General features: G+C 68.5%; 11 protein-coding genes. 6 read left to right on the top strand and 5 right to left on the bottom strand.

Annotated elements, in window-relative coordinates:
- The first annotated feature begins 91 nt into the window (after positions 1 to 91).
- Complete coding sequence (locus AC3WL8_RS29815) at positions 92 to 571, top strand: MarR family winged helix-turn-helix transcriptional regulator (RefSeq protein WP_013955915.1); 480 nt, start codon at positions 92 to 94, stop codon at positions 569 to 571.
- A gap of 27 nt (positions 572 to 598) precedes the next feature.
- On the opposite strand, the gene AC3WL8_RS29810 is transcribed toward AC3WL8_RS29815, so the two are convergent.
- Positions 599 to 2,872, bottom strand: coding sequence for a xanthine dehydrogenase family protein molybdopterin-binding subunit (locus AC3WL8_RS29810; protein ID WP_153955046.1), 2,274 nt, complete (start codon positions 2,870 to 2,872; stop codon positions 599 to 601).
- 83 nt (positions 2,873 to 2,955) lie between these two features.
- On the opposite strand from AC3WL8_RS29810, the gene AC3WL8_RS29805 reads away from it, so the two are divergent.
- Positions 2,956 to 3,711, top strand: coding sequence for a TetR/AcrR family transcriptional regulator (locus AC3WL8_RS29805; protein ID WP_153955045.1), 756 nt, complete (start codon positions 2,956 to 2,958; stop codon positions 3,709 to 3,711).
- Positions 3,712 to 3,738: 27 nt separating this feature from the next.
- Here the strand turns inward: AC3WL8_RS29805 and AC3WL8_RS29800 are convergent, their stop codons facing one another.
- The 4 genes from AC3WL8_RS29800 to AC3WL8_RS29785 are packed head-to-tail and all read right to left on the bottom strand — an operon-like array spanning position 3,739 to position 7,054.
- On the bottom strand, positions 3,739 to 4,374 hold the full coding sequence (locus AC3WL8_RS29800; protein WP_492379426.1) for an N-carbamoylsarcosine amidohydrolase: 636 nt from the start codon (positions 4,372 to 4,374) through the stop codon (positions 3,739 to 3,741).
- Positions 4,367 to 5,446: a 2,5-dihydroxypyridine 5,6-dioxygenase NicX family protein gene (locus tag AC3WL8_RS29795; RefSeq protein ID WP_013955911.1), complete on the bottom strand. Its 1,080-nt coding sequence runs from the start codon at positions 5,444 to 5,446 to the stop codon at positions 4,367 to 4,369. Before AC3WL8_RS29795 ends, AC3WL8_RS29800 begins: the two co-directional genes overlap by 8 nt.
- A gap of 13 nt (positions 5,447 to 5,459) precedes the next feature.
- Positions 5,460 to 6,290, bottom strand: a complete 831-nt coding sequence (locus AC3WL8_RS29790; RefSeq protein WP_492379425.1) for an alpha/beta fold hydrolase — start codon at positions 6,288 to 6,290, stop codon at positions 5,460 to 5,462.
- An 11-nt stretch (positions 6,291 to 6,301) separates the two neighbouring features.
- Positions 6,302 to 7,054, bottom strand: a complete 753-nt coding sequence (locus tag AC3WL8_RS29785; protein WP_010812897.1) for a maleate cis-trans isomerase family protein — start codon at positions 7,052 to 7,054, stop codon at positions 6,302 to 6,304.
- 347 nt (positions 7,055 to 7,401) lie between these two features.
- Between AC3WL8_RS29785 and AC3WL8_RS29780 the strand changes: the two genes are divergently transcribed.
- The 4 genes from AC3WL8_RS29780 to AC3WL8_RS29765 all read left to right on the top strand — a co-directional run bounded on the left by AC3WL8_RS29780 (position 7,402) and on the right by AC3WL8_RS29765 (position 14,100).
- Entirely contained in the window at positions 7,402 to 8,562 is a 1,161-nt protein-coding gene (locus AC3WL8_RS29780; protein WP_249678679.1) for an FAD-dependent monooxygenase, read from the top strand.
- An 86-nt stretch (positions 8,563 to 8,648) separates the two neighbouring features.
- Positions 8,649 to 9,146: a (2Fe-2S)-binding protein gene (locus AC3WL8_RS29775; RefSeq protein WP_013955907.1), complete on the top strand. Its 498-nt coding sequence runs from the start codon at positions 8,649 to 8,651 to the stop codon at positions 9,144 to 9,146.
- Positions 9,147 to 9,196: 50 nt separating this feature from the next.
- Positions 9,197 to 12,079 carry a c-type cytochrome gene (locus AC3WL8_RS29770; RefSeq protein WP_492379431.1) on the top strand — a complete coding sequence of 961 codons (2,883 nt, stop codon included), beginning with the start codon at positions 9,197 to 9,199 and terminating at the stop codon, positions 12,077 to 12,079.
- A gap of 620 nt (positions 12,080 to 12,699) precedes the next feature.
- Positions 12,700 to 14,100 (top strand): MFS transporter, encoded by a 1,401-nt coding sequence (locus AC3WL8_RS29765; RefSeq protein WP_013955905.1) that lies wholly within the window; start codon positions 12,700 to 12,702, stop codon positions 14,098 to 14,100.
- The last annotated feature ends 30 nt before the right edge of the window (positions 14,101 to 14,130 follow it).

Genomic DNA, 14,130 nt, shown 5'->3' with positions numbered 1-14,130 from the left:
ATGGCATCGGCCATCGCCGCGGCGGCCCCGGCCACCTTCCCGGCCCCTTCCTCGGTATACTCTGAGTCACCTTACCCACTGCACCAGGTTCGTGCCCCAGCCCTCCGACACGCCTTCCGGCAAGACCGCCGCCGACTACGATTTCACCGAGCAGGTGGGCCACCTGCTGCGGCGCGCCTACCAGCGCCATGTGGCGATCTTCCAGCAGACCATCCCGGATTCGCAGCTGACCGCGGCGCAGTTCGTGGTGCTGTGCGCGGTCAGGGACCGCCAGCCGTGTTCGATGAACGAGGTGGTGCGCGCCACCGCCATCGACCAGGCCACGGTGCGGGGCATCATCGACCGGCTGAAGTCGCGCGAGCTGATTGCGGTGTCGCACGATCCCAATGACCGGCGCAAGGTGGTGGTAACGGTCACGCCCGCCGGGCTGGCACTGATCGATGAGACCGTGCCGTTTGCGAAGGAGATCTCGGAGCAGACCTTCGGCGGCCTGAACCCGGCCGAGCGCGTGGCGGTGACCTACCTGCTGCGCAAGATGAGTGAGATTGACGAGGGGAATGGCGGCGCCTGAGCAGGCGCCGCTTTGAGTTTGGGGGCCTCAGCGGGCCTGCAACCCCGCCAGCACCGTCTCCGGCACGAAAGGCGGCCGGCGCAGCCGCACCCCCAGCGCATCGAACAAGGCATTGGCGATCGCCGGCGCACCCGGCAGCGAGGCCGATTCGCCGGCGCCCAGCGGCGGCTCCGACTGCCGCGGCATCAGCACCACTTCAATCGGCGGGACTTCCGGGAAGGTCAGCAGCGGATAGCTGCCCCATTCGCGGCTGGCGACACCCTCCGCATCGAAGCGCACTTGCTCCTTCAGCACCCGGCTGAGCGTCTGCACCACGTTGCCGTGGATCTGATGGCGCACGCCGTCGGGGTTGACCATCATGCCCGTGTCCTGCCCGACCACCACCTTTTCGATGGTGATGCGGCCGCTGCCGGCATCCACCGCCAGGTCCACCACCCAGGCAGACCACGCTGCGCCGAACCCCGGGAAACGGCTGTGAATATAGCGGGCATAGGCCACGCCCCGGCCGCGCAGCCGGCCTTCGGCATCCGCGATACCCCGCGATCCGGCCACGCCCCGCTGCCAGCCAGCCGCTTCGGCCACGGCACGCAGCAAAGCCGCGGCACGTTCATCCGGCAGGTGCCGCAGCCGGAAATCCACGGGATCGGCACCCGCCTCTGCTGCCAGCTCATCGATCACGCACTCATGCGCAAACGCATTGGGCAGCGCCGACACGCCACGCAGCCAGGACGCGCGCACGATCGCGGGCGTGTCGTCGCAACCGATGCGGCGCGCGCCATACGCGTACGGTGGCACGGCGGTGCGATCGCCCATCTCCAGCGTGCGCGGCGCGTTGGGCACGGCACCGGTCAGCACCAGCGCCAGCGTGGGCGCATCGTTGGACGGATAGCGGCTGGTGAAGTCATAGCCAAGCAGCGCGCCGTCCGGCCCCAGCGTGGCGCTGACGTCCATCAGCTGGGCCGCGCCCTTGGGCTCCCACAGGTGTTCCTGCTCGCGCGAGAGCTGCACGCGCACGGGCCGCCCGACCGCGCGCGACAGCAGTGCCGCGTCGGCGCCTACATCGTCGGCGCAGTTGCGCCCGTAGCAGCCGGCAGCCTCCAAGCGCACGATCTCGATGCGGTCTTCGCCGAGCCCGCACAACTTTGCCAGATCGATGCGCAGCACATGCGGGTTCTGCGTGCCGGACCAGACTGTCAGGCCATCGTCATGCCAGTCGGCCACGGCGCATGACGGGCCGATCGAGCCATGCATCTGGTACGGCCAGACGAAGCGCCGCTGCAATGCCATGCCGGCGCCGTTTGCCGGCAGTTCGCCGTCGGCCTGCAACTCGCGCCGCGTGGCCGGGTTGGCGCGCAGCGCGGGCTCCGGATCGTCCAGCGCCGGCAGTGGCGGGATGGGTTTCCAGCGCACGCGCAGCCGGCGCGCGGCCTGCACCGCGTATTCCTCGCGCTCGGCCACCACGCCGACAAAGTCGCCCTGCACCACCACATCGACCACGCCCGGCACGTCGCGCACGGAGTCGCGATCGACTTCCAGCAGGCTGTTGCCGACAAAGTGGCCGCTGTCGCGCCCCGCATACGGCGGTCGCACCACGCGGCCATGCAGCATGCCGGGCACGCGCACGTCGTGGACAAAGGTCAGTGCGCCGCGCACCTTGCCGGGAATATCGACGCGGCCCGCGGCACGGCCGACGATGCGGTAGGACTCGACCGGCTTGGTCGGTATGTCGTCGGCCAGCGGCAGTTCCAGGTGCTCGCCGGCAAGCAGCGCGCCATAGCCGACGCTGGCCTGCGTGCCGGGAACCCGGAAGACGCCGTCCTCTGCCTCCAGCCCGCCGGCTTCCACGCCGAGGTGCTGCGCGGCACGCGCCTGCAGCCACGCACGCGCCTGGGCGGCGGCGCGGCGCAACGGCAGCGCCGAGATCTGGATCGATGCGCTGGCAATGGTGGGGCCCTGGTTGGGGGTGGCTTCGGTATGGCCAAGCACCATGCGTACGCGTTCGAGCGGCACGTCGAGTTCTTCCGCCACGATCTGCGCCAGTGCCGTGCGGATGCCGGTGCCCAGGTCGACGTGGCCGTTGAAGGCCAGCACCTCGCCGCTGTCGCGCAAGGCAATGAAGATGTCCGGCAGTGCCGGCACGTAGTCCGACGCCGCGCCGGGCTGGCCGGGCGCGGGCCGTGCCGCCGCCTGCGGGGCGCGCGTCACCAGCAGCACGCCGGTGGCCTGCAGCAGCGCCAGCCGCAGCGTGCGCGGCGTGTCGGCGTCGGCCTGTGCCGCGGCTTGCAGATTGGTTGCCGTCATCGTTCTGCCATCTCCTTCACCGGCTGCGCCCCGGGGCGCCCGTTATACTGCAAGCCAACAGTGGAATAGCCCAAGCATCGACCATGACGATCACGACCGCGCCCAAGCCAACCGCAAAGCGGGCGCCAGCCGGCACGCGGGCCAGGCAAGCGCAGGACAGCCGCGACCGCATCCTGAAGGCTGCGATCAAGGTCTTCGCCCAGCGCGGCTACGACGGGGGCCGCATCGAACGCATCTCGTCGCTGGCCAAGACCTACGACCGGATGATCTATTACTACTTCGGCAGCAAGGAAAAGCTGTTTGTCGAAGTGCTCGAGACCATCTACCTGCAGCTCAATGAAGCCGAGCAGCAGCTGGAACATGAGCTCGACGCCGCCGACCCCGTGCGCGCGCTGTCGCAACTGATCGATTTCATCTGGCAGTACTACCTGGATCATCCGGAGTTCGTCGCCATCCTGACCAGCGAGAACATGAGCCAGGGCAAGCACGCGAAGAAGTCGGTGCGGCTGCGCGAGATCTCCAGCTACGCGCTGTCGGTGCTCGACGGCATCCTCGCGCGCGGCAAGGCCGCGGGGCTGTTCCGGCCGGACGCGGCCGCACGCGACGTCTATATGGTGATCGCTTCGCTTGGCTACTTCTACAACTCCAACCATCATACGCTCAGCGCCTTCCTGGGCGAACCCATGATGAGCCCGCCGGCGCTGGCGCACTGGCGCGATGTGATCCAGCAGACGGTGCTGCGCGCCGTGGCCGTGCCCGGCGCTGTGCCGGATGCGGATGTGGCGCCGCCGGCCGCGCCGCGCAAGACGGCCCGCGGCCGGCGCGCGGCGGCAGGCTGACGCCAGGCCCGGCCGCATCGCCACGCTTCAGGCGGCGGCGCGCACGCCGGCAACCTGCGCCAGCGCCTCGTCGCGCGTCAGCACGGTGGCGTACTTCTGCGCCATGTCGAACAGGTTGGCGCCATGCGGGCCCAGCGCGCGGTCGCCCACGCAATCCGACACCACCAGCGGGCGGAAGCCCAGCGACATCGCGTCGACCACGCTGGCGCGCACGCAGCCGCTGGTGACGCAACCCGCCACCAGCAGCGTCTGCACGCCACGCTGCGTCAGCCACGCCGCCAGCGAAGTGCCGAAGAACGCTGACGGCACCGTCTTGCGCACCACCAGTTCGCCCGGCGCGGGCGCCAGCTCCGGCACGATCTTGCTGTTGTGGCCATCCTCCTTCAGCGTCAGCATGCCCGGCACCTTCAGCGTGAAGATATTGTGGTCGCTGTCGTCGTCGGCAAACACGATGCGGCTGTGCGCCACCGGCCAGCCCTGCTCGCGCGCGGTGCGCAGCAGCGGCTGCGTGTTGCGGATCGCCTCGGGGATATTGCCGCCGCCAAACACCGCCGGATCGGCGAAGCCGTTGACGAAGTCGATGATCAGCAGGCCGTACGGCGCTCTCAGTTCCATGGCTGCGCCAAAGCCCTGGCGTTGGTAAGTCTGCACGGCGTCATCCATGGCGCGCGTCCTTGTAGAGAGAAGCGGCCGGCGCGTGGTGGCCGTCCATCACCTTGCCGCGCACCACCACGGGCTCGCCATCCAGACTGACGGTGCAGTGGCGCACCGGGATGTCGATATGGCAGGCGGTGGTGCGGCTGCCGCCGGCTTCGTTGTTGGGGCCGAACGAGCACAGGAAGTTGCCCTCGTAGGCGCGCGCGTCCATGCCGATGGTGGCCTCACGGTCATACATCGCCAGCGCCGACCAGCTGGCGCGCGGCTGCAGCCCCCAGCCGATATGGGACATGGCATAGGCTTCGGGGTCGTTGAACGAGGCCATGTAGTCGGCCAGCAGCTCCGCGTCCACGCCGCCTTCGATGCGGCGCACGTAGCCGGCTTCGACCGTAATGCGGATCGGCGCCTGGAGATAGGACTTCATCGGCAGCAGGATGTCGCCGCGGTCCAGCACGATGGTGCCGTTGGTGCCGCCCTCGTCCGGCCAGGTCAGCACGAAGCCGCTCGGCCAGTGGTCCCAGCGGCCGGGCTCGTCGACAAAGCCGTACTCGCTGATCGCCGGGAACTCGCCCAGGCGGCAGCGCAGGTCCATGCCGGCGTCGGACACGATATGCATCTCGCGCGCCTTGCCCAGCCGCGCGGCCGCGGCCTTGACGCGGGCGCGGTCGGCTTCGGTCGGCACCAGCCGCGCCAGCACTTCGGGCGGCTCCACAGCCAGCAGGATCCTGGTGCCTTGCGCCAGGATCTCGTGCTGCTCGGGCGAGAACAGCAGCGTCATCAGGTCCAGCACCAGGTCGCTGGCCTTGAGTGCGGCAATGGCGGCCGGGTTGCCGGTCAGCGGCGTGGTCCCCAGATAGGCCAGCGCGTCGCGGCTGAGCGCCTTTTCGCCATTGACCGGCGGCAAGTCGAGCCGGTTGACGATGGCGCCCATCGATGCCGCCGCCACCATCGCGGTGCGCAGCGTCTGCGGATGCGTGGCGGCGCCGGTCAGCACGGTGACGGTCTGCCCCGGCTCAAGCTTCGACAGCGTCAGCACCTGCTTCCACGCCGCGGTCAGGTCGTAATCGCTTACGGGCATGTTCGCTCCTCGTTTAGTTCAGCGCCGCACCCAGGAAGTCGCCAAAGGCGCGGTAGAAGCCGGCCTCGTCGTCCCACGGGATCATGTGGCCGGCGTTGGCGACATGCGCAAGCAGCAGTGCGGGCAGCAGCTTGCGCATCTCTTGCACGTCTTCCTCGCGGATCACGTCGCCACGGCCCGCGGTCATCAGCAGGACCGGCACGGCGACGTGCGGCAGGTCGGCGTGGATATCGTCCTCATGAAAGCCATTGAAGCTGGCCAGGATCGCGCGCTCGTCGCAGGTATGCAGCCATTGCGCGCGCAGGCGCAACTGGTCCTCGGTCCAAGTCGGGCAGAAGCGGCGCATGCCTTCCACGTCGATGCCCTGCTGCGCCAGCCGGATCGAATCGATGTACCACGGCAGTTGCGACGGGTATGGGCGGCGGCCCGGCCCCGACACCGGCGGATCGACCAGCACCAGGCGCGTCAGGCCTGCCGGCTTGCTGCCCGCGGCGCGGATGCCGATGCGCGCGCCCATCGAATGGCCGACGATGGCGTAGCGCTGCAAGCCAAGCGCTTGCGCAAACGCGATCACATCGGCAGCCTGCGCATCGAGGCTGTAGTCCAACTCAGCGCCGGCCTGCGACAGGCCCCGGCCGCGCACGTCGAGCACATAGGTATCGAACTGCTGCCCGAATTGCTCGCCGACAAAGCCCCAGGTCACCGCCGGGCTGGTGATGCCCGGCACGATGATGACGGCATCGCGCTGCGCACGCGCACCGCCCTGCCCGCCATAGCGCAGGTAGTGCTGGCGGATGCCGTTGGCGTTCACGTTGGCGCCGTAGAGAAAGGTGCTGTCTGCCATGGCCGCCCCCTTCAGTACGCGCCCGACAGCAGCGCGCCGGCGCCCGGCACCACCGGCTCCAGCCCGAGCCGCTTCAGCAGCGCATAGGTGGTGGCGACGGCGGCGGTGACCACCGGCTTGCCGGTCATCGCCTCGACCTTGGCCACGGCTGGCAGCGACGGCATCTGCACGCACGCCGACAGCACGATGACATCGGCGTCGGCCGTATTCATCTGCGCGACGATCTCCGGCAGCCGTGCCGGGTCGTGGCGCCCCACCTCAAGGTTGTCGGGGATTTCCAGCGCGCGGTAGTCGACCACCTCATAGCCTTCATTGCGGATGTAGTCGACCACCAGCTCGGTCAGCGGCTTCATATAGGGCGCCACCACGGCGATGCGCTTCGCGCCCATCACCTTGAGCGCATCGACCAGCGCGCCGGCGCTGGTGATCACCGGCGCGTCGCCGCCGTTCTCGGCGGTATGCGCCTGCAGGCGCTGCTCGGACACACGGTGGTAGCCGTGGCCCATGGCCATGATGGCCACCAGGCAGGCATAGCCGAGCACGTCGACGCGGGCGTCGCTCAGTTCCACCGCGCAGCGGTCGGATTCGGCATCCATGGCCGCCAGTTCCTCCTTGACCACCTTCTTCATCCGCATCCGGCTTGAGTGGAAGGTGAAGCGTTCCGGGCGCACCAGCTGGCGCGCAGCCAGCATCGCCGGGATCTCGGTTTCCATGGTGGTGTTGGAGCTCGGCACGATCTGGCCGATTCGGAAAACTTTCTGCACTGTCGACTCCGTCATCTGTTTGTCTGTCTACCCGCCTGCCTCGGCCTGGCGGCCCTGCATGCTGTGATTGATTGTAGTGTACACACTTTATCTAAGCAAACAGAATCTGCGCCCCCGCGAATTCACTCGTTCAGTGCATACTTAACTAATCAATCCCTGTATTTGCGCATCATTTCACCGATATAGCGTGATGCGTGAGCGTCATCACATTTCAGTAAGGGTTTTCCATAGGTTCATAATTTTCTTCTTTTACTTTGATGTTTTGAGTGTGTACACTCGTTTTCAACGGTCGGCCGAGTGGCCGCCCCAGCCCCCATCGACCTTGTGTCATTGCCAGGAGAAAGAACGTGCAAGGCAAACCGCGAATCGCAGTTGTCGGCGCCGGACTCGGAGGAACGGCCGCGGCCGCCCTGCTGCAGCGAGCCGGCTTCCAAGTCAGGCTGTATGAACAGGCACCGGCGTTCTCGCGCCTGGGCGCGGGCATCCATGTGGGGCCCAACGTGATGAAGATCATGCGGCGCATCGGCATCGAGGACGCGCTCAACGACATGGGCTGCCACCCCGACTACTGGTACAGCCGCGACGGCCTGACCGGCGAGGTGATCGCGCAGATCCCGCTGGGCGACTACGCAGAGCGCCACTACGGTGCCAGCTACCTGACCGTGCACCGCGGCGACTTCCACAAGCTGCTGACCGACGCCGTGGCGCCCGACACGCTGTTCTTCAACAAGAAGCTGGAAAGCGTCACCGACCAGGGCGACGTGGTGCAGTTGCGCTTCACCGACGGCACGGTCGAAGAGGCCGACATCGTGATCGGCGCGGACGGTGTCAACTCGCGCATCCGCGAGACGCTGCTGGGCGCCGAGCCGCCCAAGTACACGGGCTACGTGGCACACCGCGCGGTGTTCCCGATCGCGCGCGTCAAGGGCTTCACGCATGAGCGCTGCACCAAGTGGTGGACCGACGACCGCCACATGATGGTCTACTTCGATACCAGCAAGCTCGACGAGATCTACTACGTCACCGGCGTGCCCGAGCCCGAGTGGGACATGAGCAAGAGCTGGGTGCCGAGCAGCATCGAGGAAATGCGCGCCGCGTTCGACGGCTGGCATGAGGGCGTGCAGTCGCTGATCGAAGGCACCGTTGAAGTGACCAAGTGGCCGCTGCTGGAGCGCGACCCGCTGCCGCTGTGGAGCCGGGGCCGCCTGGTGCTGCTCGGCGACGCCTGCCACCCGATGAAGCCGCACATGGCACAAGGCGCCGCGATGGCGATCGAGGATGCGGCCATGCTCACGCGCTGCTTCACCGAGACCGGCGTGGACGACTTCGCCTCGGCATTCGCGCTGTATGAAGCGAACCGCAACGAGCGCGCAAGCAAGGTCCAGCTGGTCTCGCACAACAACACCTGGCTGCGCGGCAACGAGAACCCCGACTGGTGTTTCGGCTACGATGTCTTCAACGTGCCGCTGGTGTCGGCCGGGACCGGGACGCTGTCCGCAGCGGCCTGACGCCTGACCAACCCTGCCCGCCGCAGCCCCTCATCGAAGGGGCGCGGCGCAGCGATGCGTGATGTTCAAACCGCCCCCAGCCCCCGATGAACACGCCCCGCCCCCTGACATTGCAAGTCAACCACGCCGAGCACACGCTGAGCGTGGCCCCTGACACGCCGCTGCTCTATATCCTGCGCAACGACCTGTGCTGCAACGGGCCCAAGTATGGCTGCGGTCTGGGCCAGTGCGGCGCCTGCACGGTGCTGGTGGACGGCATGCCCGCACGCGCCTGCGTGCTGCCGGTCAGGGCCGTGGTCGGGCACGCCGTCACCACGCTGGAGGGACTGGGCACCGACGCGCAGCCCGACCCTGTGCAGCAAGCATTTATCGATGAGCAGGCCGCGCAATGCGGCTATTGCCTGAATGGCATGATCATGACCGCCAAGGCGCTGCTCGCGCAGAACCCCGATCCCGACGAGGCCCAGATCCGCGAGGCGCTGCGCTTCAACCTGTGCCGCTGCGGCACCCACGTGGAAATCGTGCGTGCGGTGCAACGGGCCGCGGTGCTGCAACGGCAGGCGGCCGAGGGGTCGGCATCGTGAACGAAGGGCTCGTGCCACAGGCCACCCCTGCGACCGCGGTCGCGGGCAGCATGCCGCCGCCCGCCGCCGACTGCCTGGTTGCCCGGGTGCTGACACCGCCTGGCCTGCGCTGGATCGACGGCAAGCCGCTGACGGCGCGCCTGCTGGGCGCGGAGCGCGAGGCAGCGCTGGCGCTGCCGGGCGTGCGCGCGGTCGTCATCCGCAACAATTTCGCCGGCATGGCAACGGCTTCCGGCGCACAGGCCATCAACGCAACCCATGCGCTGCAGGCACGATGGTCCGCCCCGCCCCGCGCGGACGACGCGCCGGTAGCGCGCCTCACGCTGGCCCAGCGCGGCAATGCCGATGCGGTGCTGGCCGGCGCCGATGCGCGCCACACGCAGCACTACCAGTGGCCCCTGGCCGGCACCCACGCTGAGGCGTATTGCACGGCCGTCGCCGACTGGCGCGACAGCAAGCTGACCGTGTGGCTGCCAAGCACGCGCCCTGGCGCGCTGCGCGCCGAGCTTGCCGCGTTGCTGGGCATCGCGCCGCAACAGGTGGTGCTGGCCTGCTGGCAATCGCCCGACGACCGCGCGGACCCCGCGCTGCTCGCGCCGCACGCCGCCGCCGACGCGGCGCTGCTGGCCCACGCCGCCGGACTGCCCGTGATGCGTCGGCTGTGTGCGGCCGATGTAGGCCTTGCCGATGCCGTGCTCGATGTGCGCGTCGACACCGCGCTGGCCGGCACCGCCGTCGAAGCCTACGCCGCAACACTGGCGGGCACCACAGCCCCGGCCGTGCCGCTGGCGCTGTGGCTGACGCATACGGCATCGCCCGTGGCGGACAGCATCGCTGCCGGCCACGCAGGCGACACCGCCATGCCGCCCTATCGCATCCCGCATGTCGACCTGGTCTCGACAGGCAGCGCCGCCGCGTCCGATGCGGCGCCACTGGCGGCAGCCCGGGCCCAGGTGTTCGCCCGGGAATCCCATCTCGACGAGCTTGCCGCCGACTCCGGCACCGACCCGGTCGCGCTGCGGCTGGCGCATCTCGACGATGCGCGCGGCACAGCCCTGGTACGCCAAGTGTCCGAGCGTGCCGGCTGGACGTCGGCCGCGCCCCGCGCCAACACAGCGGCCGGCAACGTGCAGCGCGGCCGCGGCTTTGCCTATGCCAACACCGTCGATCACGAAGCCGGGCAGACCTGGTCGGCATGGGTGGCCGAGGTCGAGGTCGACGGCACCACCGGCGAGCTGGCGGTCACGCGCGTGACGGTGGGGCATGACAGTGAATCGCTGCCGCGCGCACAAGCCGCGCCGTCCGCGCGCTTGCTGGAGCAGGCCGTGGCCGATGCCGCCCTGCAGCTGACGTCGGCCACGCCCGCCTTCGACACCTGGCCGGCCGAAGCGCCACCTGCCAGCCAGACGCTGCCAGCCGTGCCGGGCAGCACCCTGCCGGAAATCCGCCTGGCCGGCACGCTCGCCACGCATGACGCGCTGGCTGCCAGCCCGACCGACTCCATGCCCGCCGCCGCGGCCGTGGCCAATGCCATCTACGACGCCACTGGCGTGCGCCTGCGCGCGCCGCCCTTCAGCGCCGATCGCATCCGCCTGGCGCTGGCCGAGGCCAGGCCCGGCAACCAGCGCAGCAAGCGCGGCTGGATCGCCGCTGCCGCCGCAGCCGCTGCCGGCGTGTGCGCCACGCTGCTGCCCTGGCGCGCGCCGATCGCACCGGTGGCGCCGCCCGAGGCCGGCTTCTATTCCGCCGCCACGCTCGAACGCGGCCGGCTGGTGGCCGCCGCGGGAGACTGTGCGGTCTGCCATACCGCGCCGGGCGGCGTGAAGAACGCCGGCGGCCTGCCGCTGGAGACGCCCTTCGGTACGGTCTACAGCACCAATATCACCCCGGACGTGCAGACCGGCATCGGCAACTGGTCCTTCGCCGCGTTCGAGCGCGCCATGCGCGAGGGCATCCACCGCGACGGACGGCGCCTGTATCCCGCGTTCCCATACACCGCATTCGCGAAGATCAGCGATGGCGACATGCAGGCGCTATACGGGTACCTGATGTCGGCAGGGCCGGTGAAATCCGAAGTCCCGCAGACGCAGCTTGCGTTCCCCTTCAACGTGCGCCCGCTGCTGGCCGGCTGGAACCTGCTGTTCCATCGCAACGAGCGCTTCACGCCGGACCCGTCGCGCTCCGCGCAATGGAATCGCGGCGCGTACCTGGCCGAAGGACTGGGCCACTGCAGCGCCTGCCATTCGCCGCGCAACGCGCTCGGTGCCGAGCAAGGCGGCCGCCAGTACCTGACCGGCGGCAGCGCCGAAGGCTGGGAAGCGCCACCGCTGAGCGCACTGTCGCACGCACCGCTGCCCTGGACCGAAGCAGCGCTGTTCACCTACCTGCGCGGCGGCTATGCGCCGCACCATGGCGCCGCGGCCGGACCGATGGCACCGGTGGTCGAAGAACTGGCGCAACTGCCTGAGTCCGACGTGCGCGCGATCGCGCACTACGTGGCCTCGTTCGGCACGTCACCGCCCTCGCCTACCGTACTGGCCGCACAGGCCGCACAGGCCGCGCAGATCGAGCAGCGCAGCGCGCAGGCCGCGCGCACCCTGGGCGGTCCCGGCGAACGCCTGTACCAAAGCGCATGTGCGGTCTGCCACCAGTCGGACCAGGGCATCGCCCAGTTCGGCGTCAAGCCTTCGCTGGCGCTCAATACGAACCTGCACAGCAAGCTGCCGGACAACGTGATCCAGGTGCTGCTGCAAGGCATGCCGGCACCGCCCAACAGCGAACTGGGTGCGATGCCGGCCTATGCCGACACCCTCGACGACCAGCAGATCGCGCAGCTGGCGCAGTACCTGCGCGCGCGCTTTGCGCCCGACAAACCCGCATGGCAGGACCTGGAGAACACCGTCGCGCGCCTGCGCGCGATGCCTGCCCACTAGGACCAACGCAGACGCCGCGGGGCCGGCTCGCCGCGCCTTCCGCATCCACGCTGACCGCACCTACGCCGTGCCTGGCAAGGCGCTTCGCCACCGGGCAGGGAGACGTGCATTCCCGCGCCGGCGCCACGCGCGGGAAAACCCCGAGGAGGGAAAACGCAATTCGGCCTTGCCCGCCAGTTTCATGTAGCTTACGCTGAACGATCATGTAGTGCGCACTACATGAGTGCCGCTAGGCCCGCAGCGGTGCCTCCCCGCACAAGGACGGCGCGCCGCAAGCGGCAGACGAGACAACAAAACTAAAAGATTGGCCCTTTACATCACCGGAAGCGCTGGCCCGGGGCTTGCATAGTTCCCCGCAGCGCCGACCGGGAGGCCGGGCCTGGACCAACCAAGGGTAGACAACAAGGAGTGACTATGTCGTATCAGAACCAAGCAGGTGTTGCGAGCGTGCTACCGGGTTAGTTCCAGCCTCGCCAATTGGAGTACTCACCACGTTTCGTTGCAATTTGGTGCGGTTGTCCCGGTGTGATCATCACGCATTAGTCAGTACCGTCTGGCCCTGCTTCGATAAACGTGTGCGTCCGAGTTCAAGAACCAGCCTATAAAGACAGGTAGACAACATGTCGTCATCAATTTCATCCATGGCAACCACGACCATCCCGGAAGTCACGCTAGGCTCGGCCCCACAGCCCAGCGCGCGGGGAGCATCGCCTCAAACCATCACGATCGAGCAAGGCATCCGCGCGGCCGGCGTCGGCCGGTTCCAGTATCGGCTCTTTGTCATCTTCGGCCTGGTCTGGCTGGCTGACGCGATGCAGGTGCTGTCGATCGGCTTCACCGCGCCGTCGATTGCGGCGACCTTCGGCATTCCCGTACCGACCGCTCTGCAGACCGGGACGATGTTCTTTGTCGGCATGCTGATCGGCGCATTCGTGTTCGGCCGACTGGCTGACAGGATCGGCCGCCGGCCCGTGCTGATGATGGCGGTGGTCATCGACGCCATCTGCGGTGTCGCTTCCGCTTTCGCACCGGACTTCCAGTGGCTGCTGCTGCTGCGCTTCCTGACCGGCATCGGCGTGGGCGGCACGCTGCCCGTGGACTACACCATGATGGCCGAGTTCCTGCCCTCGGACCGGCGCGGTCGCTGGCTGGTGCTGCTGGAGTCGTTCTGGGCCGTCGGCACGATCCTGCTCGCCATTCTTGCGCTGATCGCCGTGTCGCGAGGCGATGATGCCTGGCGGCTGATCTTCCTCGTCACGGGCATCCCCGCCCTGGTCGGCGTGGTCTTCCGGTTCTTTGTTCCCGAGTCTCCGCTCTACCTGAATAAATCGGGACGCTCGGCCGAGGCACGCGCGGTGCTGCAGCGTGTCGCCACCGCCAATCGCGTGTCCGTGGAAATCGGCAACCTGGAGCCGCAGCCGATGGAGCGCAAGTCGGTCTTTGCGCTGTTCGCGCGCGGATGCCGGCGCCGCACCATCTGCCTGCTTGCCGCCTGGGCGCTGATCTCGATCGCCTACTACGGCGTCTTCGTCTATCTGCCGGTCAAGCTGGCGGGCCAGGGCTTTGGCTTCATGCGTGGCCAGGTCTTCCTGATTGTGCTCGCGCTGGTGCAGCTTCCCGGGTTCGCGCTGGCCGCGCACGGCGTCGAGCGCTGGGGCCGCAAGCCGACGCTGATCGGCTTCCTGCTGCTCAGCGCGGCAGGTTGCATGCTCTATAGCCTGGGCCAGTCCACCGCGCTTATCGTCGGCTCGACCCTGCTGATGAGCTTCTCGCTCCTCGGTACCTGGGGCGCGCTCTACGCCTTCACGCCCGAGGTGTACCCGACCGACCTGCGCGCCAGCGGGATGGGCACTGCCGGCGCGATGGCGCGCTTTGGCGGCCTGTTTGCGCCTTCGATCATTGCACCGATCATGGCCAGCCAGTTCACCCTTGCCCTGGCGCTGCTTTCGTCATTTCTTGCCGTGGCGGCAATCGCCATCTACATGGTGGATATCGAGTCGAAGAATCGCGCGCTTGACTAGCGCAAGGCACCGCCGGCCGCTCCCGGCAGT

It is taken from the genome of Cupriavidus sp. FW305-F7 (assembly GCF_058782875.1).
The sequence above is the reverse complement of the archived record's forward strand: the minus strand, read 5'-3'. Positions and strand labels throughout refer to the sequence as shown.